We start from the raw sequence: 23,287 nt of genomic DNA on the forward strand, positions 1-23,287 counted from the left end.
CTCGCCCCGCGCTACTCGACACTCGACACTCGCCCCTCACTTCTGCACCACGCCGACCACGCCGGTGTCATCCACCACCACCAGCAGCGTGATCCGGTGCTTAGCCATGAGCTCGATTGCGGTTTGCATGTTGCTGTCGGCACCGATGGTGACCGGGTCGGGGGTCATCAGGTCACGGGCGGTCTTGTGGAAGAAGGCCTCGCGGTGCGCCTGCACGGCTCGGCGCAGGTCGCCGTCGGTGATGATGCCGTCGGCGCGGCCGCGGTCGGCGCTCACCAGCGCGATGCCGAGCCCGCCGTCGCTCACCGCCGCCAGCACCGCATCGGCATCGGCATCCGGGCGCACGAAGGGAAGTTGCTCACCGCGCATCTCTTCGCGCACCGTGTGCAGCAGCCGACGGCCCAGGCTGCCTCCCGGATGGAAGCGCGCAAAGTCGCCCGACTGAAAGTCCCTCGCCCGCATCAGCGCCACCGCCAAGGCATCACCCATAGCCAGCGCCGCGGTGGTGGAAGCGGTGGGGGCCAGCTGCAGCGGGCAGGCCTCCTGCTCCACGCGCACCGACAGATGCAGGTTGGCATGCGCCGCGATGGTGGAGCGGGCGTTGCCGGTGAAGGCGATGATGCAGTTGCCGTTGTCGCGCAGGAAGGGCAGCAGCTTGACCAGCTCCTCGGTCTCGCCGGAATTGGACAGGGCAATGAAGGTGTCCGCCGGCGTCACCATGCCGAGGTCGCCGTGGAAGGCCTCGCCGGGATGCATGAAAAAGGCCGGTGTGCCCGTGCTCGCCAGGGTCGCGGCGAGCTTCTTGCCGATGATGCCGGACTTGCCCATGCCGCAAACGATGACCCGCCCGCGGGTGGCGAGCACGGCCTGCACCGCGGCAGTGAAGGCGCCGTCGAGGTTACGGGCGAGACCCAGCACGCCGGCGGCCTCGATCTCGAAGACCTCACGCGCGACCGCAGCACAATCGACGCGACAGGTGGGTGTTGCAGGGCCGGCGGTATCTGGCATTGCGTCGGAGTCAGGGGCGCACGGCGCACGTCGGCTGTGGGGTTTTTCTGGCTGAAGCTCAGAATGTTGTGTCGAGATTACGGACTTTCTCTCGAAAGTCCCGAGTGACAGTCTCGATATCGCTGTCACTGGCGATCACCCGCGGCGTCAGTACCACCACCAGCTCGGTGCGTGTCGCCTGGCGTCGGGTCTCGCCGAACAGCGGCCCGATGATAGGCGCGCGATACAGACCGGGGACACCGGACTTGTTCTCGGAGGAGTTGTCTTGAATGAGCCCGCCGAGCACGACGGCCTGACTGGAGCGCACCGAGACGTTGCTGGTGATGGTGCGCTCGCGGAAGCTCGGCGAGTCGACACCTGCGATCTGCTCCGGCGACACGCTGCTGACCTCCTGCTCGATCTCCATCTGCACCAAGCCGCCGGGGGTGACCCGGGGCTTGACCGAGAGCTTGACGCCGGTCTGGCGGTACTCGATGTTGTTGACCACCCGGTCGGTGGTGGCCGTCCCCTGCTGTTGCGTGGTCAGCACCGGTACGTCCTCGCCGACGAAGATCTCGGCCGTCTGATTGTCGCGCACCATCACCGACGGCGACGACAGCACGTTGACCAGGTCGTCCGAGGCCAGCGCCGAGAGCGTGGCGCGGATGGTGTCCGGGCGCAGCACTACGGACCAATTGAAGCCGGGGAAGCTCTGTGACGGACCGTCCGCCGAATCTCGCAGAGAGATGTCGCTGCGGTAACCGCCCTGGTTGCGTCCGCCCTCGAACTCGCCGCCCTCGGCGAGACCGAAAAAGCGCCATTGCACGCCATAGCGCAGGTCGCCGGTGAGCCGGATCTCGACGATGGTCGCCTCCACCAATACCTGCAACGGCACGATGTCCAGCTGCTTCAGCGCATCCAGGATCTTTTTGTAATCCTTGGGACTGGAGCGCACCAAGAGCGAATTGTTCACCGTATCCGCGACAATGCTCACCTCCGAGGAGAGCTGCACCTGGCTCGCCGTGGCCCGCCGCATGGCGGTCCCGCCCTGGTCCCCGCCTTCGCCGTTACCACCGATGCTCGCCTGCTGCATGCCGGGTGCCACACCGCCGACGCTGCGTGACTGGCCGCCCTCGCCGTCGCCGGCGAAGAGCTTGGTCAGCACGTCCGCCAAATTCTCGGCATCGCCGTGGCGCACCCGGTAGACGAACAGCCGCTGGGCGCTGCTGCCGCTGGCCTCGGCGCGGTCGAGGCGGTCGATCCAATCCCGCATCTGCGCCAGATAGTTCTCCTGCGGCGACACCACGAGCACCGCATTGGCGCTCTCCACCGGGATGAACCGAAACAGTCCTTTGAACGGATTCGCGCCCTCGCCGTCGGCCAGCAGGGTCTCCATCTGCGTGACCACCTCCGAGGCCTTGGCATACTCCAGCACGAAGAAGCCCACAGACAGCCCGGACATCCAGTCCACATCGAACACCTGGATGGTATCCAGCAGGTTGCTCATGGCCGGGCTGGTGCCGGCGACGACGATCAGGTTGCGCAGGCTGTCCGTGCGCACGATGCTCCCTTCGGGCGCCATGGGCTCGAGGATACTCGCCATTTCTTCGGCGCCAATGTATTGCAGCGGCACCACTTGCACGCTGTAGCCCTGCGGCAGCGCCCGGGAGGATTGGCCGAGCTGCGGCACGATGCGCCCTTCGACGGCGTTGTTCAGTGGAACCACCTCGTAGGTGCCGGCGTTGTCCACCAGCGCCGCGTTGTTCATGCGAAGCAGCATCTCCAGTGTCGGGATCAGCATGTCGCGGCGCAGCGGCCGGCCGGTCTGGAGCGACACCGAGCCGGACACGGCGGGATCCAGCACATAATTCACGCCGAGCAGATCGCCGAGGATGACCTTCACCACCTCGCGGATATCCGTGCCATCGAAATTGAGCGTCACGTCGCCTGGTGTGGTGTCCACATCGGGCGGCGACACCCGCCGCACGAATGTGCCGGTACCCGGGCGCACCGAGTCCCCTGTCTGCGGCAGGTCGTCGTCCAGGGCGATGCTGCCGGGCTGCCGCGCGGTCACGCCCGTCGGCGACGCCCGCCGCTCGGGGTCGGTGATATGGCCCTCCGGCGAGCCGACACGCTTACTCGGGTCGAACACCAGGCCGCCGCTGCCGCAGCCGGCGGCGGCGAGCACCAACAGGACGAATGCGAGCCATAGGGCCCAGCGCCGAAGTGACAGCCGCCGGGGTCGGCGAGCCCGGTGGAGGCCCCTGGAGGGTGCGATCGGTGTGCCCGGTCCCTGCACGCGGCGTTTGCTCTGTTGATATTGCATCGCGTCAGCGGCTCGGTGCCCGCCGCGGGGGCTCGCGGCGAGGTGGTGTGCTGGTGTCACGCGCCGGGCGTCGGCGCGGCTGGCGGACAGGCGTACCGGCCTCGCGCTGGCGGCTGGCGTCGGCCGCTTTGGACTCGCCGGCACCGCGGCGGGCGGCGGCAGGCTGCCCCGGGGCGTTGTCAGCCGTCCCACGGGAGGGGGGCAGCCGGGTCGGGGGTATCTGCGGCGGCGCATTGGCGTAGTCGCGCAATGGTAGCTCATTGGTTTCCCCCTGTCGCTCCAGCACCAGCCTGGCGGGCTCGATGGTCTTGACGGTCCAGCCCTGGAAATCTTCCCCGAGCCGCAGGCGCTTGACCTCGTTGGCGTCGGTGGTTCGCACCCACGCAGACACCACCGCGGGTGTGATCACCACGGCGGTGAGATCCACGCCATCGAGCTCCGGCAGGGGCTCGTCGTCGATCACGGGGCCGTCTTCCGGCTCATCCGGGGGCGGGCGGCGCTCCGGCAGAAAGAGCGGCCGCTCGGTGACCGACGCATAGGCCTCTTTCGGCGGCGGCTCCAGCGCCATGGGGTCCACATCGGTGGGGCCGACTTCGATCCCGTCGACGGCGTTGGCAGGGGCCGGCGGCGGCGCGGTGAGCCCCGCCTCGGGCCCCCACCCCCGCCACTGCAAAGTCAGGACGCCCGCCAGCAGCAGCGACAGCACGAGCAGTATCGGCTTCATGGGCTGGCTCCGAGGATGTAGCCGAAGATGTCCAACCGGACGGTCAGCATCCCCACCTCGCGCTGGCTGCTGCGCCGGGATACGCGCCGACGAACGTTGCTCCGGCGGGGAGTCGTCGAGCGAATGGACATTTGATCGACGAACAGGAACGGACGGGCGCTCTCGATGCGATAGAGCAGGTCCAGCAGCTCGTCGGTGGTGCCCTGGAGCTGGGTGCGAATACGCACGCGCTGAGGCTGCTCCTCCTCGTCCACCGGCAAGATCTGCGTGCTGATGGGGCGGGCGCCGGCGCCGCGAACCATCTCCTGCACCTCGCTTTGCAGGCGCGCGCCCGCCAGTGCCGGGGTCTCGGCGTCGAAGTAGAAGGCTTTGAAGTCGTCGTTGGCCTGCTCCCGCGCCAGCTCCGCACGCAGGGACGGCAGCGTCGCCACCAGCCGCTGATAGCGCACGAGCTGATCGAGACCGCGCTCGTAGTCCGCATCCAGCACCTGCAAGTGCTGCCACCAGGGCAGGATCACGGCGATCACCAGCAGGGTCGGGATGAGCACTGCCGCCGTCCAGGCCAGGATGCAGCCCCAGGGCAGTGCGCCGAGGCCGGCTCGGCGCGCGGGCATGTCGGCGGCGGCCGCGGGCTCGGCTGGTGCCGCCGCGACCGCAGCTGCTGTCAGCTGGGGCCTGTGCTCCGCCGACTCGGCGCTCATGGAGGCCTGCGGCTGTGTCATGGCGGTGTCATGCGGATTCTCGGTGCCGGCTGCGCCGAGCGAGGTCATTCCGCCTCCGGTCGGGTATAGACGAAGGATAGGTGGAAACGCTCCTGGCCGGTGCTGGCCACCTGCATCACCGGCGAGCGAAAGCGTACCGCGTCGATGCCGGGACCCTGCTCCAGCAAGCCGATCAGGGCGGTGGCCTGGTCGGACTCGCCGCGCGCATCCACCTCGCCGTCGCGAAAGTTCAACGTCTGCACCCAGGTGCCGTCCGGCAGTAGGTCGGTGAGCTCACGCAGCAGATCGGTCATGCGCGGCTGCTCGCGCTTGCGGTTCAGCACCTCCATGCTGCCGAGGCGCGCGCGCTCCAGGGCCTCGCGGACCTCCTCCACCTCGATGGCGGCACTGCGCAAGTCCCGCAGCTCGGCATCCAGGGCCTCCAGCGCGCGCTGCTTCTGCCACAGCGGGGTCACCAGCGCACCAGCAAGCAGCGCCAACGCCAGGAGCCAAAGCAGCTGCGTCAACAGCGAGCCGAAGCGTTTGAGCTTTGGGCGCTCCTCCCGCGGTAGCAGATTGGCGCCGGGCCAAGCGCCCACCCAGGCCAGCCGCGCCGCCGGCGAGTGCGCCTCGCGCAGGCGCTCCAGCCAATCCGCGGCGGCATCTCGCCGAGCGACCGCGACCTCCACGTCGAGCTTGGTGCCGCGGGCCACCGGGCCCAGCGCGCGCGCATCGAAGTACACATCCTTGGCGGCAAAAGGCGTGAGCCGATCCAGCTCGAAGCTTACCACCTGGCTCAGGTTGTCCCGCACCTGGGCCGGCAGGGTGGTGCGCCGCAGCAACACCTGATCCGCCGGCAGCTCCAGCCAGGTTTCGCGCCAGCCCTGCTTCGGCGGATGCGCGAGGGCGGCGGCGACGGTGCCGCCGGTGCGCAGATCGAGACCGCCCACCGGCTCGCGGTCGGCGCCGATCTGCAACAGCAGCTGGGCATCGTCGCCGTGGGGCTGCACCACCAGTCGAGGATGGCGCAGCGCAAGCCAGCGCCGCGCGCGCCTCGGTAGGCAGTGCACTAGAGTGTCGCGCCAGTGCCCCAGCAGGTCGGCACCCGGCAGCGCCGACGGCGCCGGCAGCCGCAGCCCGGCCAGGGGCCCGGAGCGCGTCAGTGTCGCCATGATTGCTCCCCCCTCTCTTGGCCGCTGCGGACAATGCTGGGTCTGGCCGCACGGGCCAGCCGGGAGCCAGTAGCGGATGCCAGGCGCACAGCGGCGTGCGCGCCAAACGCGAGACGACAGGCCGATTCCGACGGCGCCGCGCGCGGCGACCTGCGGCAGCACCCGCTGTAGAGACTTGGCATCATAGGGTTCGGGAAGACTCTATTGTGCCTCAATGGGCATTGTTGCCGTGTACAGGTGTGCCCGGAAGAATAGCGCGACGGATCTGCATCCGTCCGTCACTCGTCCGCGGCGGGCGTTGTGGCCGGCGCACTGCTCGGAGCCAGGAGTCCGAACCTGCGCCACAGCACCTGGTAGGGCGGCTGCCCGCCCCGCTGGACGCGCAGCAGGGCCTCCATGCGGCGGCCGCCGCCGTCGCCGCGCTCCGCCGCGACACGCACGCGGTACAGCGGCCCGCCGCGGTTGCCGAACTGCATCTGCTGTCCGTCAGGGAGCAGCGGCTGGTCGCGGCGGGTCACCAGATCCACGGCGTCTTCCAGCGCGATGCCCTGGATAGCAGCCAACACTTCCGGCGCGGCGAAGCGCTGCTCCACCCGGCCCGTCTCATTATGCACCGTCAAATGCGGCGCGATACGCTGGTAGAGCTCGCGGGTCATCCCCAGCACCTGTCGCAGCTCCTCGACGCTGTTGAAGGGTCCGTCGCCGGCGCCATAGGGCAGACCGGCGTCTTCGTAATCGCCATCCTCGGCACCGTTTAGCTGGGCCAGGTCGTCCTGGTCGCGCCAATCGACGATGGCATCGGCCAAGGCATCGCGCTGGACCTCGTCGAAGCCCTCCTCGCCCTGGGCGAGCTCGATGAGCATTGCCAGCTGGTCCCGGGTGGCGGCATTGAGGTCGATGCGGGAGGCCTCGTTCGTCAGGGTGACGCTGAGCTCGACGCCGTCGGCGATCAGGGGGTAGGCCGTGCCATTCGGCAGCCAAACGGCCCCCGGGTCGGTCGCCTCCGTCGGCGTGGACAGGAGGTTCAGCGCCGTCAGCGACAGGGCGGTCTCGGCATGGGCGCGAAAGCGTGCGGCGTCGATCTGATTGCGCGTCAGTGCGGTCTCGGTGCGCTGGGTGGTAGTGAGCCCCAGCGCCATAATGGTGAGCAGGGCGATGATCCAGAGCACCAGCACCAGGGCGATACCCCGTTGGGGAGATCGCCGGCGAGCGCTCGGGCGACGGGCGACTACACCATCGCACGGCCCGCGCCCGGTCCCGGCCGGCAAACGTTGCGGGGGCCGGAGTGCAGGGGGCGATCCCGCAGCCACGGGCGCTACTGTCTGAGCGCGCATGCGCTTACTCCGAGCTTTGCTCGCCGGGTGCCTCGGCGGGCTGGCGGCCGCGCGTCGTCGGCGCTGCCTGATCGGGGCGCAGCGGCCGCACGCCGACCTCGCCGAGCTGCACGGCCTCACCGTCTGGCAGGGCCAGGACGGCGTCGGGCCAGTCCTGACGGGGTGTGCTGAGCGCCATGCGCACCTTGTGCGGCAGGCGCCGCTGGTAGGCCCACTCCTCCAGCCATTCCGGCTCGGTCTCGCCCTCGGGGACGCCGAAATAGGCGAGCTCGAAGGTCTCCACCTGCGGTAGCAGCACGGTGCGCCCATAGGCGCCGGCCGCGATGTCTCTATCCAGCGGCCCGGCATCGGCCAGGGTGGCGCCGCTCTCGAACAGGGGCTCCCAGGGCGGATAGTCGTCTCCGCCCTCGAGCACCTCCGGATGCAGCAGCCAGCGCACCAGCACCAGGCGGTCGTGCTCGCCGGCGGGCTCCAACACCAGGCGCAGGATGTAGAGCCCCGGGATGCCCACATGCTCGGACAAAGGCGCGGCGAGCTCTAGGCCCTCTGTATCGCCCGCGAAGATGGGCCATTGCTCGCCATCGAAGACGACGCTCGCCGGCCGTGCCTGACGCAGGGTGCGCTCGATGAAGTTGCGGGCCACACGCAGATCGTTGACCCGATCCGAGACGGTCTCGACCCCTTCCCAGGCGCGCGAGCCGAGCCGCAGCCCGGAGAACATGAGCACGGTGATGACGCTGATGAGCACCAAGGCGATGAGCAGCTCCACCAGGGTGAAGCCCCGGAACGAGCGCCGCGGCGAGCGCCGCCGGCTGTGTCGCTGCGCGGGAGCCATTGCCGACACGCGGCTCAAAGGCCGGGCGTCAGCGGCTCGGCGAGCCGCACCGAGCGCAGCGTCACCTGACGGGCGCCGTTCGGGGTGGGGAGCGAGGCCACCGCGGTGACCTGCAGAGGCGTCAGCGGCGGGGCGAAATCCCCGCCCAGCCAGCCCTCGGGCTGATAGGGCTGGATACTAACGATCCAATCCATGCCATTCTCCGGATCACCGGTATGGACGCCTTCCTCCAACGGGATATCGCCGCCAACGGCGGTGAGCTTGGCTTCCGCCAGAGCGACGATGCGACTGTACTCGCTGCTCAAGGCGGTCGTGGTCATGGCGCGCTGGAAGATTTGCATCAGCACACCCAGGCTGAGGGCGAGGATGGCGAAGGCGACGAGGACTTCGAGGAGGGAGAAGCCCTGAGCGCGGCGCCGACCTCGCGTGGTACGGAGTACGGCGTACGAAGTACCTCGGGCCTGTCGCGAGCCCCGCCCGTACTGCGTACTCCGTACTCCGCACTCGTATTGCCGCCCACCGGTCGTCATGCGTCTCACTTCAAACTTCACCCTTCAAACTTCCCTCATTCCTCCCACTCCGCAATCAGAATCCGCCCCGTCAGCCAGTTGACGCCCACTTGGTAGCCGCTGTCGCCGCGCTTGAGGATCACCCGGCCGCCGGAGGAGCTGCCGTCGGGGTAGAAGCGGATAGCGCCGACGGACTCGGTCTGCATCTCTTCCTCCGCGGCCACCAGCTCCAGATCCAGGCCGCCGGGCAGACGACCGCCACGCGAATCGCCCTCGATGCTGTAACGGTTCTGCTCCACGTCCACCACCCAGGCGGCGTCGCGGCCCTGGGCGACCGCGATCTCACGGGCGAGCCGCAGCCCGGCCGCGGTGCGGCGCGCGGCGGCCTTGTGCTCGACTCCCGGCATGACCGCCGTGATCAGCGGCGGCGTCACCGCCAGCAGCAGGCCGCCGATGGCGAGCACCACCAGCAGCTCCACTAGGGTGAAGCCTCGGCCGGCGGAGCGCCCGACGACGCGGTTGCACTGCGACGTCGGGGCTCGCATCAGCCCGCAAGGGCGCCGACGGGGATGGCTCGCGGCGCGCCGGATTCAGGCACACCCGATTCAGGCACGTTGAGACCAGCTGGTGACGTCGCTGTCTTCGCCTTCGCCGCCCTCCTGGCCATCGGCACCCAGGGACCAGATATCCACAGGCCCGTGCTGGCCCGGGGCGCGGTACTGGTATTCGTTGCCCCAGGGGTCCTTAGGGACCTCGCCTTTTCGCAGATAGGGGCCGTTCCAATTGGGCGCGTTACCCGGGTCCTGCACCAGGGCGTCCAGGCTCTCGGGATAATTACCGATCTCCAGCCGGTACAGATCCAGGGTCGCGGCGAGGTCCTCGATCTGCAGCGCCGCTGTCTTGGTCTTGGAGGTGCCGAGGAATTTCATCACCTGCGGGCCGACGAGGCCGGCCAACAGGCCCAGGATGGCCAGCACCACCAGCAGCTCCACCAGGGTGAAGCCAGCGCTGCGGCGCGGGTGGCGCGATGTGCGCTTGAACATCGTTGTCTCCTCAATGCGTCGGAATTGTCATGCGCGCGGGCAGAGCCGGCTGCGCGCGAGCGGCGATGCGGGAGATGATACAACGCGCGCCGGTAGACGCCCTGCCGACAACGGAGCGGGGCGTGCTTCTCACCGACGAGCCCAAGCGACGGGTGCGGGCTTCAGTCGTTGCCTTCGGGGTCGATGCCCAGCTCCCGCAGGCGCTTGGCATAACGCTCGGCGCGCTCCTTGGCCTGCTGAAGGTGGTCCTCGGCCTGCTTGCGCTCCTCGGCCTCCTGCCGCCAGCGCTGCTCGAGCGCCGCGGCGCCCAACAGCGGCTCGCCGGTGGCGGCCTCGACGATGACCACGCCGCGGTGGCCGGGCTCGGTGGCAAACTCGAGCCCGGTGGCGCGGCTCAGCAGACGGCCGCGGGCATCGGGCAGCATCGGCCGGTAGCCAGCGTCCACCAGGCGGTAGCCCTGCACGGAGTAATTGACGACGCCCACCGGCTCGAAGGTCTTGACGATCAGGTATTCGGCAATACCGGCGCGGCGGTAGATCTCGACCTTGTCGGTCTCATCGCCGTCCTGGTAGGGGGAGACCACTTCGATCACCAGGCTCGGCCGTGTCCCTTCCGTGGGCACATGGAAGGCCTGGCGTGGTCGATCACGATCCCGGATGTCCGGGATCACGGCGACGTCGGGGGCCGGCTCCTTGAGGCCGGGCATGCCCCACTTGATCTTGACGTCGCTGTAGACCGCGCGGGTCGGGTCGTTGCGGAAGTGATGGCGCAGCCGCGCGGCCAGGTCGATGACGCAGAAGTCGTGCTCCGTCCCCTGGATCAAGTGGTCGCCCTCCTGCGGGTCGAGGAAGGCGTCCGGCGGCAGCGGCTCCTCGCGATAGCCGCGGGAGCCGTCCGGCCGGCGCACCGGCACCTCGCGCCAACCGGGCGGCGCCGATTCGTGCTCGACGGAGATCGCATGCGGCTGCATGGCACTGCCTCCAGGCTCCAGTCGGGGTGGATGTATGCCTCAGTATAGCAACGAGGTTTTCTCGCGCGCCGCCGCGCTGGCGCGCTTCATGCGCGATGCAGCGGTCAGAGCACCAGCTCGTTCGCGCCCAGAATAGCCATCAGGATGGACACGATGATGCCAGCGATGACGATGCCGAGGCCGATGATCAGCACCGGCTCCAACAGGGTCAGCATGCGCTGCACGCTGGCGCGGGTTTCGCGGTCGAAGATGTCGGCCACCTTGGCGAGCATCGCATCCAGGGTGCCGGATTCCTCGCCGACGCGGATCATCTGCAACGCCAGCTCCGGCAGCACCTGCCGGGTGGCCATGGGCTCGGCGAGGCCGCGGCCGTGCTTCAAGCCGTCGGCAACCTCGTTTAGCCCCTCGCCGATCTTGCGGTTGTCCACCACCTCTTTCGCCAAATTCAAACCGGAGAGCAGCGGTAGGCCGTTCTTGAGCAGGGTCGAGAGGGTGTGACAGAAACGGGCGGTCTCCATTTTCCAGATGAGATCACCCAACAGCGGCAGCGCCATGACCCAATAGTCGAAGCGTCGTCGGTTGTCCGGATTCATGAGCCAGCGCTCGAGAAGCAAAGCGATGACGGCCACAGCCACCAGCAGCGCCCACCAGTAGCCGCGGACGATCTCCCCGGCGCCGACGACGATGCGCGTCGGCAGCGGCAGGGCCGCACCCATGTCATCGAACAGCACGGTGAACTGCGGCACCACGAATACCAGCAGCAGGATCACCGACAGCCCGGCGACGAAGAGCAGGATGGACGGATAGACAAGGGCCGAGGTCACGGTACCGCGCAGCTCGGCGCTGCGCTCCAGGTAGTCCGCGAGCCGAAGCATGACCTCGTCCACGGCGCCGCTGGCCTCGCCGGCGCGCACCATGTTGACGTAGAGCTTCGGGAACTGGCCGTCCTGGGCCTCCAGCGCCGTGGACAGGGTAGAGCCGCCGCGGACCCGGTCCTGAAGGTCCGCTAGCACCCGCACCACATGCTCCTCTGTGGTGAGCCCGGCCAGCACGGTCAGCGCACGGTCCAGCGGCAGGCCGGCCTGCAGCAGCGTCGCCAGCTGGCGAGTGACGATCTCCACGTCCTTGGCCGACAGGCGCTTGCGCCGGCGCCGTGCGAGCGTCGCCGTGAGGCCGCCGGCGGAGCGGGTCTGTAGAGGGATCAGCCCTTCGGCCTGAAGGTGGGCGACTAGTGCGCCCTCGTCCAGGGCCTCCTGCTCGCCCTCGACCTCTTCGCCGTCGAGCTTGACTGCTTTGTAGAAATAGCGGGGCATGTCGGTGCAGCAATGCTGCTCGGCTGTGGGCGCCAGCGCGCTACCGGACGTCCCACGGGTTGATCAGTCGGACACCCGTCGGCCGAAAATCTTCGACATCACGGGTGGCAACCGCCATGCGTTGCGCCAGCGCGATGGCCGCGATCTGGCCGTCGCCGACCCGGACGCTTCGCCCGGCGCGCTCCGCAGCAGCGACGGCAAAGCCGTAGCGCTCCGCCGCCGGGACATCGAATGCGAAGGTGCGGCCGGCGAATCGCCGCCGCGTCTCCTCCCAGAAGCGCAGCAGACTGAGGCGGCGCCTGCCTTCGGCCAGACGCTCGATGCCATAGCGCAGCTCCGCCAAGGCGACGCTCGGCAAGCTGAGGTGCGGCTCGTTACTCCGCCAGCCAATCGACCACTTGCGGCGCTGGCCGTGGCTTGGTGAGCTCTGAGAGCACGTTCGTGTCGAGCAGGATCACAGCTCGACGGGACTCTGCTGCTCGTGCTGTTCCGCAATCAGGGGCTCGATATCCGCACCGGGCTCCAGCAGCGCGATCAGGTCGTGCGGAAAGCGTACGGCAGACGTGGGTTGCGGCGCGCCTGCTGCCTGGTCCAGCAGGCTGCGCACATGGGCCTCAAGGCTTCGGCCGCTGGCGACCGCCTGCTGGCGGAGCCTGGTTTTGGTTTCCTCGGACAGGTTGCGTACCGTGATGCTGGTCATGACAAGGCCCTTTACGCCGTTCGTCACCGCGAATGATTGCATGCAATCATTTCCTCGACAAGCAGACTGATGGCGGCACAGCATCATCGCACCCCCGCGCGGCTGCACGTCCAGCTGCCAATCCATCAGTCATCCGCCACGGACGCCACCCGCAGGACCTCTTCCACGGTCGTGTGCCCGGCGGCGGCCTTGCGTAGGCCGTCTTGGTACATGGTGAGCATGTCCTGCTCGATGGCGATGCGCTGGACTTCGGTGGCCGTCGCGTGGTTGAGCACGGCCTGGCGGATGCGGTCGGTCATCACCAGCACCTCGGCGATGACCAGTCGGCCGCGGTAGCCGCTGCCTTGACAGGCGTCGCAGCCGCGCGGGTGGTAGAGCATGAGATCGGACTCGTCGACGCCGGGCAGGCTCAGGAAGCGCGCCGCCATCTCCGGGCGCGGGCGGAAGGGCTCACGGCAGTCGGGGCAGAGCCGGCGCACCAGGCGCTGGGCGAGGATGCCGTTGATGGTGCTGGTGAGCAGGTAGTCCTCCACACCCATGTCCAGCAGGCGGGTGACGCCGCTGGCGGCATCGTTGGTGTGCAGGGTGGACAGCACGACGTGGCCGGTGAGGGCGGACTGCACGGCGATGCGGGCTGTCTCCAGGTCGCGCATCTCGCCCACCATGATGACGTCCGGGTCCTGGCGCACGATGGCGCGCAGGGCATGAGCGAAGGTCATGCCGATGCTGGCCTTCACGGGGATCTGATTGATTCCGGCTACCTGGTATTCCACCGGGTCCTCGACGGTGATGATCTTGCGCGCCTCGGTGTTGAGCCGCGACAGGGCCGTGTAGAGCGTGGTGCTCTTACCGCTGCCCGTGGGGCCGGTGACCAGGAAGATGCCGTAGGGCTGCTCCAAGATTTCGAGCACCCGCTCCCGCGGCGGGCCGTCGAAGCCGAGCGCATCGAAATCGAAGCGCACGGATTCCTTGTCCAGCAGGCGCATGACCACGCTCTCGCCGAACATGGTGGGCACCGTGGACACGCGCAGGTCCAGCTCCTTGCCCTGGATGCGCAGCGGAATGCGACCGTCCTGGGGCAGGCGGCGCTCGGCGATATTGAGCTTGGCCATGATCTTGATGCGGGAGATCACGGCGGCCGTGGAGCGCACCGGCGGCGATTCGGTCTCTTTGAGGATGCCGTCGATGCGGTAGCGCACCTTGAGCTCATCGGCGAAGGGCTCGATGTGCACGTCCGATGCGCGCGACTCCACCGCCCGCTGCATGATCTGGTTCACCAGCCGGATCACCGGCGCCTCACTGGCGAGGTCGCGCAGGTGCTCGATGTCCTCTTCGGAGAAGTTGCCGAGGTCGGCATCCATGTCCGCGTCCGCCTCGGCGGGCTCGGGGGTCTCGTACAGGCGCTCCAGCGCCGCCTCGATCTCCGTCGGCAGGCCCACGCGCAGCCGCGCCGGCCGCCCCGCCGCCATTTCCACGGCGCGCACGGCGGAGTCGTCCACCGGGTCGGCGACCGCCAGCTCCAGGGCGTCGGCGTGCTCGCGCAGCGGCACCATCCGCACGTCTTTGAGAAAGCGCAGACTGAGCTCGTCCTCCGCCACCGGGGCATCCGGATAGTCCTCGGCGGCGATAAGGTCCAGATCCAGCACCGCCGCATAGGCCGCCGCCATGTCGCGGTCCGACACCAGGCCGAGGCGCACGAGCATGGTGCGCAACGGCTCGGCGCCGTCGTCGGCGAGCTTGCGGGCACGGGCCAGATCGCCGTCGGAGAGCTTGCCGTGGCTGCGCAGATAGGCGATCACGCCCGCCTCCGGCGTATCCGCGGCCGCGGCCGGGACGCCAGCCATGGCCGCCGGCATGTCGCCCTCTGCCGCGATCTGCTGGCCCGGTGCTGTGCCGGCACCGAGGTCCGGCGCCGGCGCTGCGTGGTCGACAGCCACCGACGGCGCCTCGGCGACCTCGCCGCCCGCGTCTTCGGCGGGCGCTTGACCTTCATCGGGCTGATGCCACGGCTGCAGCGCAGTGCGCTCCGCCGCCCCGGCCTGTGCCTGGGCGAGTCCCAGCTCAGCGGCTGCCGGTTGCTCCGCGAGATCCGCGTCGGCGGTCTCGGTCGGCTCGGGCGGCGGCCCGGCCGGGTCGACAAGCGCATCCGGCGTCGCGGGAGCGGGCGCCGATCCTGTGTTGGCGCGCCGCTGCGCCTGCCGCTGGCGGTACTCGGCCTCTCGGGCTTCGAGCGAGGCGGCGTCCAGCAGCTCGTCCTCGAAGTCCAGGTTCAGATCGATGCTCGGCTCCGGGGGGGCGCCGGCGTCGGACATGCTGTCGATGTCGAGATCGTCGTCGAACATCGGATCGGTGGCCGCGGGGGGCCGGTCTTGCTGGCGCTGCCGGCGATGGAGGACATCAGACATGAGTCGCCTCGGGCATTTCCACGGGTCGCGGTGCGGCGTCGGCCTGCCATTGCGGAACGACCTCCCGCAAACGGGCCGTGAGTGCCGCAGTGTCGCACTGCTCGATACAGGCTTCCAAGCCGGCTCGCCAAGCGGCGACCGCATCGGCGTCGGCGGCTTCGCGCCGGGCGATACGAATCTTCGGGTGCAGGGTTTCGGCGAGCGCTTCGACGTCGTAGAACAGCTCCTCGAAGCGCTTCTCCCCGGGACGCATGCCAATGTAGCGGATCTCGATGTCATGGCCGGGCTCGCATCCCGCCAGGCGGATCATGTGCTCGGCCATGTCGCGGATCTTCACGGGCTGCCCCATGTCCAGCACGAAGATCTCGCCGCCGGCGCCGATGACCGCCGCCTGCATGATGAGCTGGCAGGCCTCGGGGATGGTCATGAAGTAGCGCTCGACGTCGGGGTCGGTGACGGTCACGGGTCCGCCGCGCTCGATCTGGCGCTGAAACAGGGGCACGACACTGCCGGCAGAGCCAAGCACATTCCCGAAGCGCACGGTCATGAACCGCGTGCTCGAGCCCGCCGCCAGACCCTGACAGAGGATCTCCGCGGCGCGCTTGCTCGCGCCCATGACGTTGGCCGGATTCACCGCCTTGTCGGTGGAGATGAGCACGAAGCGCTCCGCACCATGACGGCGCGCAGCCTCGGCGACGACACCAGTGCCGAGGACATTGTTGCGCACCGCCGCGCGCAATTGGTCTTCCAGCAGGGGCACATGCTTGTAGGCGGCCGCATGGAAGACGATCTGCGGGCGCTCGCGCGCGAACAGGGCATGGACGCCGGTGCGGTCGCCCACATCCAGCAGATAGCGCCCGAGGCCCAGGGTCGGATGGTACTCAGCGAATTCCTGCTCCATGCGGTAGAGGTTGAACTCGCAATTGTCCAGCATCAGCAGCCGTCGCGGCGCCGCCGCCACCACCTGCCGGCAGAGCTCGGCGCCAATGGAGCCGCCGGCCCCGGTGACCAGCACCACCCGGTCCGCGAGCCCGTCGCGCAGCCCGGCCCAGTCCAGGGTCACCGGGTTGCGGCCAAGCAGATCCTCGATGGAGACGGGGCGCAGCTGGTTGATGCTGACCTGGCCGGTCATCAGGCTCTCCAGCTGCGGCACGGTGCGAAGGGGCTTGCCGGCGGCCTCGCACAGACCCACCACCCGCTGCATCTCCGCCGTCGTGGCGCTGGGGATGGCGAGCAGGATCAGATCGATGGCGAGCTGCTCGCACAGCTCCGGGATCAGCTGCGTACCGCCGCGAATGGGCACGCCATGGATGTCGGCACCATGGCGGCGGAGCTTGTCGTCGACGAAGGCCACCGGCTCGTAGCGGCGCGCACCAGCGCGGCGCATGTCGCGCACGAGCATCTCGCCGGCGCGCCCGGCGCCGACGATCAGCACCCGCTCGCCGCTGCCGAGGGATAGGCGATGGTCCTTGAGCCAGCGGTACAGCACCCGCGGGCCGGCGAGCAGCACCAATTGGAACAGCAGGAACAACAGCGGCACCGAGCGCGGCAGGTTCGCGCTGCGATTGATGACGAACAACACCACCACGACGGCGAGCGTGGTGGCGGCAACGGCCTTCAGGATGCGCAGCAGATCCGGCAGGGAGGCGAAGCGCCAAACGCCGCGGTAGAGCCCGAAGGTCCAGTACAAGACGGCGCACAATGCCATCACCACCGGCAGCATCTGCACGGCCGTCCCCAGGAACTCCGCCGGGATGTGCTCGAAGTTGAAGCGGGTCCAGTAGGCCAGCAGCCAGGCCACCGGCACCATCAGCAGGTCGTGTGCGAAGGCGGCGGTGCGCGAGCGCAGGCGATCCACCCAGGGCGTCATCGCGGCGGCATCCTCAGGGTCGGTCCGGCGCCGCGGATTGACCACGCTCGACCAAGTCGACCCGCAGATGCACCAGACCGTAGAGGCCGGCCCAGCCCGCAAGCAGCAGCCATTGCTCCGGCGCCGTCAGATCGCGGGCGCCGATGGCGCTGGCCGCGGCGGCTCCCATCAGCACATAGGCCCAAAAGAGGGTTCGCCGCGTGGACCAACCGGCCAGCACCAGGCGCTGGTAGTGATGCTCCCGGTGGGCCTGCCACACGGGCGCACCCCGTGCGAGGCGGCGCAGCAGGGTCCAGGTGGCGTCCACCAGGAAGGGCGAGAAGACCAGCAGGCCGAGCCAAAGCGGAAACAGGCCGCGGCCGGCACCCCAGAGCAGAAGCACGGCCGCCCAGAAGCCGAGCACCGTCGAGCCGACGTCGCCGAGGAAAATCCCGGCCCGCGGCAGGTTGTGCACCAGGAAGCCGCCGGCGGCAGCGGCGATGACCGCTGCCACCAGGGCGTAGTCCGCCGCGCCGGCGAGCATGCCGAGCACCGCCAGTGCACCGAAGCCGATGACCGCCATGCCGCCGGCGAGACCATCCATGCCGTCCATGAAGTTGTACAGGTTGATGATCCAGACAATCAGCACGAGGGTCAGGGCCGGCGCCAGCCAGCCGGGCAGCAGCAAGCCGCCGAGCCCCGGGAGGCCGAGCGCGCGCCAGGCGACGCCCGCGACCAGCGCCAGAGCCGCGGCCGTCAGCTGTGCCGCGAGCCGATAGCGCGCCGGCACGTGGTGATGGTCGTCCAACAGGGACACGCCCGCCAGTAGGGCGGTGGCGAGCACCAGGGACGCGACAGACCAGCCGGCAGCGGGGGCCAGCAGCCAGGGCAGGGTGAGCGCCAGTCCGCCGGCGGCGCCGAGCAAGACGCCGACGCCGCCCGTACGCGGGACCGGCGCTTGGTGAAGGGAGCGCTCGTTGGGCTGATCGAGGATGCGCAGCAGCAAGAGCCGGTTGCGCCGCAGCAGCCAAACCACAGACGCGGCTACCAGCAAGGCCAGCACTGGCGCGGCGATACCGATAGCGAGCGGCAATAGCGTGTCGGGTGCCACCGCCGAAGACAGGGTCGCCGCGTGGGCTTGCATGCACCGCCCCGCCGCGTCAGTGCGGGCGCATCAGCTTGGACTCCACCGTGTCGCGCTCTGCCCGGCCTGCCAGCAGCTCGATCAGGTGCAGGGCGAAGTCCATCGCCGTCCCCGGCCCGCGAGAAGTGACCACCTTGCCGTCGGTGACCACCGGCTCCTCGCTGAGGCGAATACCCGGGTGCTTATCGGTGTCCAGCGCGCCGGGGAAGCTCGTCGCCGTGCGGCCCTCCAGCAGGCCGGCGTCGGCGAGCACCAGTGGTGCTGCACAAACGGCGGCACACCAACGGCCCTGCTCGGCGTGGCGGGCGAGCAGCCGGTGCAGGCGCTCATCGGCATTCAGGTTGGTGGCGCCCGGCAGACCGCCGGGCAGCGCCACCATGTCGAAGTCCTCGCCGACGACGGCGTCCAAGGTGGTCTCGGGCACGAGCACCGTGCCGCGGCTCGCCTGCACCGGCGCTGCATCCAGGCCGGCGGTGATCACCTCGATGCCGGCGCGGCGCAGCAGGTCGATGATGGTGACGGCTTCGAGCTCTTCGCAGCCTTGGGCCAGGGGCACCAATACCCGGGTCATTGCGGATCGCCTCCTCCGCCTGCGGCGGTCGTGGCTGTTGTGGGGGTCGGACGGGGGATCATTCGCGCTTGGCCGCGGCGCCGCGGAAGAGGTTCAGCCCCTTCAGCACATTGAGCGCCTCGGCCAGCTGGTAGTCCTCGGCCACCAGCGGCGCATCGTCGTCCTGCTCGCCTTCGCCGACGGCCTCGCCGTTCTCAGGGTCTTCGAGATGGCGCATGAGGTCCGCCTCTTTGAGCGGCGCCACGTCCGGCTCGTCTTCCAGCGCGACCTTGCCGCGCACCAGCTCGATGTCCGGCTCGATACCCAGCGCCTGGATGGAGCGCCCGGACGGTGTGTAGTAGCGTGCCGTCGTGAGCTTGAGCGCGGTGCGATCGTCGATGGGCACGATGGTCTGCACCGAGCCTTTGCCGAAAGTCTTCTCCCCCATGATCACGGCGCGGCCCTGGTCCTGCAAAGCGCCGGCGACGATCTCCGACGCCGACGCGCTGCCGCTGTTGACCAGCACCGCCAGCGGCGCTCCGTCGAGCACGTCGTCGGGGCCGGCCTTGAACTCGAGCTTATTGTCTTCGTCGCGGCCCTGCGTGTAGACGATGAGGCCGCTGTCGAGGAAGGCGTCGCTGACGCCGACGGCGGCGTTGAGGACACCGCCGGGGTTGTTGCGCAGGTCCAGCACCACGCCCTTGAGACCGTCGCTGTTGTCGGACTTGAGCTCGGCGACCGCTTCCAGCAGGTCTTCGGTGGTGCCGGCCTGGAAGTTGGAGACCCGCAGATAGCCGTAGCCGGGGTCGAGGGTACGGCTCTTGACGCTCGCGACCTTGATGACATCCCGGACGATGCTGACCTGAAGCGGGTTGCCCTCGCCCTCGCGCACCACCGTCAGCTCGATCTCCGAGCCGGGCTTGCCGCGCATCATGGTGACGGCCTCGCTCAGGCTCAGGCCTTTCACGGGCTTGCCGTCGATGCGCACGATCAGGTCGCCGGCGCGAATGCCAGCCCGGGCCGCCGGGGTATCGTCGATGGGAGCGATGACCTTCACGAAGCCGTCTTCCAGGCCAACCTCGATGCCGAGGCCGCCAAACTCCCCCGTGGTGCCGACGCGAAGCTCGCGGTAGGCATCCGGGTCGAGATAGGAGGAGTGTGGATCCAGACCCCCCAGCATGCCGCGGATGGCGCTGGCGAGGAGCTCGCGGTCCTCCACGTCCTCGACATAGTCGCTCTTGATGCGGCCGAAGACTTCCGCGAAGGTGCGCAGATCGTCCAGCGGCAGGGTGTTGCCGTCCTCGGCGGCCGTGTCTGCGGCGGTATCTTCCGTGTCGGCAGCATCCGTAGCGCCATCCTCGGGCGCATCGCTCGGGCTCGCCTCGCCGTCGTCCGACTGCTCGGTGACAGCCGGGCTGGCGGGGGTTTTCGCGTCGCTCGGGCCGTTGGCATCAGCGGCCGGTGCATCGGCGGCGTCCGCCGGCGGCAGCTCTGTTGGCGGGGCCACGGGTGCCGGTGGCTGATGCGGCGCTGCCTGCGCTTGTGTCGTGAACGGCGTGTCCATCGGGGCTTGGCCCGCGCGCGCTGGGGTGGGGCGCGCGGGCGTCTCGCCCGCCGACAGCGGCAGGGCGCTCACGGTGAGCGCACCGAGCAGGGCAGCCAGGGCTGCGGCCGGCGCGCGATGGGATAATTGGGACATGGGCGTCTCGGGGCGCATCTGGTGCTGGTCAGGTCAGTTTGAATCTCGTCACGCCGGCGGCGCAGGGCGTGCGTCTCGGCGATGCTGTGCGGAGTTAGAAGCGCGGCCGGCGCGGGTGTTCCGCGTTGTGCACCCGAGCCGTTGTGCATGCCCAAGTGGCGGCGGCATCCGGCCACTCAGCCGGAGTCCGAGGCCAGCCAAGGGGCCGGATCGACGGGCGCACCCTCGCGACGAAGCGCGAAGTATAGCCTCCCGGCCGCCACAACCGCGTCAATGCGATCTATATCGGTGCTGGAAACGGTTCCGGAAAGGGCCAGGACATCGCCGGGATCCACCCATTCGCCGACTTCTTTGAGCAGCGCTTGGTTGTGGCCGTAGAGGGTCATGTAACCGTCGCCGTGGTCGACGACGACCAGTAGGCCGAAGCCACGCAGCCAGTCGGCATAGACCACTTGGCCATGGTGCACCGGGAAGACCTCGCTGCCCACGGGTGCGGCGAACAACACTCCGTCGGCATGCAAGTCCCCAGGGCTTGCCTTGCCGGCAAAAGGGCGCACCAGGCGGGCGTCGGTGATGGGCGGTGGCAATTGGCCGCGGCGGTGATGAATGGCCTCCTCGGTGATCGCGATCTCGTCGGCGATTTTGGCCCGCGCGCGCAGCTTGGCCACCACCGCGCGCAGGGCGGCGGCGTTGGCGTCCAGCTCGGCGACCTCTGCCCGGTCGTCGGCAATGGCCGTCTCGAGGTCCGCGAGCACGGCACGGCGGGCCCGGCTCGCGGCCTGCAACGCCGTCTGTGTGCGGCGCTCCTGGGCCGCCAGAGCCGCCAGCCGATCGGCTTCGCGCCCGGCCTCCCGCCGCAGATCTGCCAGCGCCCGGCCCAGGCGCTCGACGTCCGCCATGCGCGCGGCGCGCAATCGGCCCACAGCGCGGAAGTAACCGAGCTGACGCCCGGCTCGCGCAGGATCCTGTTGATTCAGCAACAGACGCAGCCGGTCACCAGGCCCCACGGCGTAAGCGGCGCGGATCAACGCCCTGAGCTGCTGGCGCACGGCGGCGAGCTCGGCGCGGGCCCCTGCCAGGCGCTCATCCAGATCGGCCACCAGGGCTTTTTGGTCGGCATGGCGCTCGGCGAGGTCGCGCACCGTACGGGCGAGAGCGGCGATATCGCGGTCGTTGCGCTCGAGCTCGGCGTAGAGCGCGTCCCGGTAGGCTTCGCGGTCCGTGAGCGTCTCGCGCAAGCCGGCAAGCCGAGCCTCGGCGGCGCGCAGCTCCGCCTCCTGCACTTCCAGCGGCTGGCCCTGCAAGGACGCCGCCGGCGCCGCGCCGTCACCGGCGCCGCCCGCCGCATCGGCGCCCGGCATCGCTGCGAGCAAGCCAAGCATTAGCCAGGCCGCCGCCACCCCGCCCATGCGCCCTGGAGCCCTGGTGTCGGCAGCCGCGGATACGCCGCGGACCGCGCCGGCAGGGATCTGCTTGGCAACCCGAAAGTTTATTATCGTTTGATGATGGATTGATATAGAATCCGAGTCCATGATGTCCGATGCTCCCGCCACGCCCAATCCAGTGCTGAACGAAGCGCGCCATGACGACGATGTCGAGCTGTTCGCAGACGATGCCGACATTGAGCGCGCGTCGCGCTCGCTCAAGGCCATGTCGCACCCGCTGCGGCTCAAAATCCTCTGCACCCTGGGCGCCGAAGAGGTGAGCGTCCAGGACATCGTCGAGCACGTGGGCACCTCGCAGAGCAACATCTCGCAGCACCTCGCTATCCTGCGTGACAAGGGCATCCTCGCCTCGCGCAAGGACGCCAACCGGGTGTACTACCGTGTCGGCGATGCCCGCACGCTACAGCTCATCGGCATGATGCGGGAAGTCTTCTGCCACCACGCGCGCTGAGCGCCCAACCCCGGCCGCCAGCACCGGCGGTCGAGATGACGGCCCGCGCGCACGTCTTTATACTCCCTGCTCCCTAGCAAAACCATTCCGCTCGGGCCGCCCAAGAGGCCCGAGATCAACCCGCACGGCTCGTCCCAATGCAGGCACAGATGATCGAGTTCATGGGCAACCATTGGGTGTTGTTCATGGCCCTGGGCGTGATCCTCGGGCTGCTCACCTACAACCTTCTGGTCGGTGACAAAGGCTCCGTCGACCCAGTGGCCGCCACCGCGCTCATCAACCAGCAAGATGCCGCCGTGGTGGACGTGCGCCCGGCCGCCGACTTCGCGAAGGGCCACATCCTGCACGCCACGAATATCCCGATGAACGGGTTCAAGAATCAAACCGGTGCGCTGGCCAAGTACAAGGATAAGCCCATCATCGTCACTTGCCGCTCCGGGTCGCAATCCCAAGCCGCCTGCCATGTGCTGCGCAAAGCGGGCTTCCCGGACGTCTACAATCTCAAGGGCGGCGTCCTCGCCTGGGAGAGCGCCAACCTCCCGCTGACACGCAAGAAGCGCTGAGGCAGCTCGCCGCTGCGCAAGCGCTCGCGTTCCGCCGCCGCAATCGGAGCACGCCACCGGAGCATCTGACCATGGCCGAAGACACCCAAGCCCAGGGCGGCGCCGAGCGCCAGTTCGCGCTGCGCACGATCTACATCAAGGACCTCTCTTTCGAGTCGCCGAACGCCCCCGAGGTCTTCCAGGGCGAGTGGAAGCCGGAGACCTCGCTGCACATGGACATCAAGGTGAGCCAGCTAGAGGCGCAGACGCACGAGATCGTGCTCACCATCACGGTGACGGCCAAGGCCGGCGACAAGACCGCCTACTTGGTGGAGGTTCAGCAAGCCGGTATCGTCGCCGCCCAGGGCTTCGAGCAGCAGGAATACGGGCCGCTGTTCTACGTCTACTGCCCGAGCATCCTCTTTCCCTATGCCCGCCAAGCGGTCACGGACGTGGTTGCCAAGGGCGGCTTCCCGCAGCTGGTGCTCCAGCACATCAACTTCGACGCCATCTATGCCCAGAAGGTTGCCGAGAAGCAGCAGCAGGAAGGCGCCGGCGGCGACGGCCAGCCCACCACCCATTGAGGC

23 protein-coding genes and 1 pseudogene are annotated in these 23,287 nt (G+C 69.0%); 3 read left to right on the forward strand and 21 right to left on the reverse strand.

The genetic code is table 11. The features are described 5' to 3' along the window. Positions 1–36: 36 nt before the first annotated feature. The 21 genes and pseudogenes from CKO31_RS02085 to CKO31_RS02180 all read right to left on the reverse strand — a co-directional run bounded on the left by CKO31_RS02085 (position 37) and on the right by CKO31_RS02180 (position 21,644). The gene (locus tag CKO31_RS02085) at positions 37–1,008 is read right to left on the reverse strand and encodes a KpsF/GutQ family sugar-phosphate isomerase (RefSeq protein ID WP_200233597.1); all 972 of its coding nucleotides are present in this window, start codon (positions 1,006–1,008) and stop codon (positions 37–39) included. 58 nt (positions 1,009–1,066) lie between these two features. Next, positions 1,067–3,175 carry a type II secretion system secretin GspD gene (gene gspD / locus CKO31_RS02090; RefSeq protein ID WP_322789077.1) on the reverse strand — a complete coding sequence of 703 codons (2,109 nt, stop codon included), beginning with the start codon at positions 3,173–3,175 and terminating at the stop codon, positions 1,067–1,069. A gap of 142 nt (positions 3,176–3,317) precedes the next feature. Next, a complete protein-coding gene (locus CKO31_RS02095) occupies positions 3,318–4,037 on the reverse strand; it encodes a hypothetical protein (RefSeq protein ID WP_200233599.1) in 720 nt (239 codons plus the stop codon). Next, positions 4,034–4,807, reverse strand: coding sequence for a type II secretion system protein GspM (gspM, locus tag CKO31_RS02100; protein WP_242475072.1), 774 nt, complete (start codon positions 4,805–4,807; stop codon positions 4,034–4,036). The genes CKO31_RS02095 and gspM overlap by 4 nt, the downstream gene beginning before the upstream one ends. Beyond that, positions 4,804–5,910, reverse strand: a complete 1,107-nt coding sequence (locus tag CKO31_RS02105) for a PilN domain-containing protein (RefSeq protein ID WP_200233600.1) — start codon at positions 5,908–5,910, stop codon at positions 4,804–4,806. Before CKO31_RS02105 ends, gspM begins: the two co-directional genes overlap by 4 nt. A 278-nt stretch (positions 5,911–6,188) precedes the next feature. Further along, positions 6,189–7,085, reverse strand: coding sequence for a type II secretion system minor pseudopilin (locus CKO31_RS02110; protein WP_322789075.1), 897 nt, complete (start codon positions 7,083–7,085; stop codon positions 6,189–6,191). A gap of 163 nt (positions 7,086–7,248) precedes the next feature. Then, entirely contained in the window at positions 7,249–8,079 is an 831-nt protein-coding gene (locus CKO31_RS02115; protein ID WP_200233605.1) for a prepilin-type N-terminal cleavage/methylation domain-containing protein, read from the reverse strand. A gap of 14 nt (positions 8,080–8,093) precedes the next feature. Then, the gene (locus CKO31_RS26645) at positions 8,094–8,399 is read right to left on the reverse strand and encodes a hypothetical protein (protein WP_242475098.1); all 306 of its coding nucleotides are present in this window, start codon (positions 8,397–8,399) and stop codon (positions 8,094–8,096) included. Positions 8,400–8,432: 33 nt separating this feature from the next. Then, positions 8,433–8,609 (reverse strand): annotated as a pseudogene (locus tag CKO31_RS26650) (prepilin-type N-terminal cleavage/methylation domain-containing protein); the annotation flags it as partial. Between the two features lie 35 nt (positions 8,610–8,644). After that, positions 8,645–9,133 (reverse strand): GspH/FimT family pseudopilin, encoded by a 489-nt coding sequence (locus CKO31_RS02125; protein WP_200233607.1) that lies wholly within the window; start codon positions 9,131–9,133, stop codon positions 8,645–8,647. A 60-nt stretch (positions 9,134–9,193) separates the two neighbouring features. Beyond that, on the reverse strand, positions 9,194–9,631 hold the full coding sequence (gene gspG, locus CKO31_RS02130) for a type II secretion system major pseudopilin GspG (RefSeq protein WP_200233608.1): 438 nt from the start codon (positions 9,629–9,631) through the stop codon (positions 9,194–9,196). A gap of 161 nt (positions 9,632–9,792) precedes the next feature. After that, entirely contained in the window at positions 9,793–10,602 is an 810-nt protein-coding gene (locus CKO31_RS02135) for a Uma2 family endonuclease (RefSeq protein WP_200233609.1), read from the reverse strand. 104 nt (positions 10,603–10,706) lie between these two features. Continuing rightward, positions 10,707–11,915 carry a type II secretion system F family protein gene (locus CKO31_RS02140; protein ID WP_200233613.1) on the reverse strand — a complete coding sequence of 403 codons (1,209 nt, stop codon included), beginning with the start codon at positions 11,913–11,915 and terminating at the stop codon, positions 10,707–10,709. Between the two features lie 40 nt (positions 11,916–11,955). Beyond that, a complete protein-coding gene (locus tag CKO31_RS02145; protein ID WP_322789078.1) occupies positions 11,956–12,306 on the reverse strand; it encodes a PIN domain-containing protein in 351 nt (116 codons plus the stop codon). A gap of 63 nt (positions 12,307–12,369) precedes the next feature. Next, positions 12,370–12,657, reverse strand: coding sequence for a FitA-like ribbon-helix-helix domain-containing protein (locus tag CKO31_RS02150; RefSeq protein WP_200233620.1), 288 nt, complete (start codon positions 12,655–12,657; stop codon positions 12,370–12,372). Positions 12,658–12,740: 83 nt separating this feature from the next. Further along, positions 12,741–14,471: a type II secretion system ATPase GspE gene (gene gspE, locus CKO31_RS02155; RefSeq protein ID WP_200233755.1), complete on the reverse strand. Its 1,731-nt coding sequence runs from the start codon at positions 14,469–14,471 to the stop codon at positions 12,741–12,743. Positions 14,472–15,012: 541 nt separating this feature from the next. Next, entirely contained in the window at positions 15,013–16,890 is a 1,878-nt protein-coding gene (locus tag CKO31_RS02160; RefSeq protein ID WP_200233621.1) for a polysaccharide biosynthesis protein, read from the reverse strand. Positions 16,891–16,903: 13 nt separating this feature from the next. After that, positions 16,904–18,013 carry an MraY family glycosyltransferase gene (locus CKO31_RS02165; RefSeq protein WP_200233623.1) on the reverse strand — a complete coding sequence of 370 codons (1,110 nt, stop codon included), beginning with the start codon at positions 18,011–18,013 and terminating at the stop codon, positions 16,904–16,906. Between the two features lie 16 nt (positions 18,014–18,029). Further along, positions 18,030–18,584 carry a DJ-1 family glyoxalase III gene (locus CKO31_RS02170; protein WP_200233625.1) on the reverse strand — a complete coding sequence of 185 codons (555 nt, stop codon included), beginning with the start codon at positions 18,582–18,584 and terminating at the stop codon, positions 18,030–18,032. Between the two features lie 58 nt (positions 18,585–18,642). Continuing rightward, entirely contained in the window at positions 18,643–20,262 is a 1,620-nt protein-coding gene (locus CKO31_RS02175) for a S41 family peptidase (RefSeq protein WP_242475073.1), read from the reverse strand. 176 nt (positions 20,263–20,438) lie between these two features. After that, the gene (locus CKO31_RS02180) at positions 20,439–21,644 is read right to left on the reverse strand and encodes a murein hydrolase activator EnvC family protein (protein ID WP_200233627.1); all 1,206 of its coding nucleotides are present in this window, start codon (positions 21,642–21,644) and stop codon (positions 20,439–20,441) included. A gap of 151 nt (positions 21,645–21,795) precedes the next feature. Here CKO31_RS02180 and CKO31_RS02185 point away from each other — a divergent pair, with 151 nt between their 5' ends. The 3 genes from CKO31_RS02185 (at position 21,796) to secB (ending at position 23,284) form a co-directional block, all read left to right on the forward strand. After that, complete coding sequence (locus tag CKO31_RS02185) at positions 21,796–22,158, forward strand: ArsR/SmtB family transcription factor (protein ID WP_200233629.1); 363 nt, start codon at positions 21,796–21,798, stop codon at positions 22,156–22,158. 149 nt (positions 22,159–22,307) lie between these two features. Continuing rightward, on the forward strand, positions 22,308–22,721 hold the full coding sequence (locus CKO31_RS02190) for a rhodanese-like domain-containing protein (protein ID WP_242475074.1): 414 nt from the start codon (positions 22,308–22,310) through the stop codon (positions 22,719–22,721). Between the two features lie 71 nt (positions 22,722–22,792). Continuing rightward, on the forward strand, positions 22,793–23,284 hold the full coding sequence (secB, locus tag CKO31_RS02195) for a protein-export chaperone SecB (protein WP_200233632.1): 492 nt from the start codon (positions 22,793–22,795) through the stop codon (positions 23,282–23,284). Positions 23,285–23,287: the final 3 nt, after the last annotated feature.

Origin of the sequence: Thiohalocapsa halophila, assembly GCF_016583825.1 — a bacterium.
GTDB lineage: Bacteria > Pseudomonadota > Gammaproteobacteria > Chromatiales > Chromatiaceae > Thiohalocapsa > Thiohalocapsa halophila.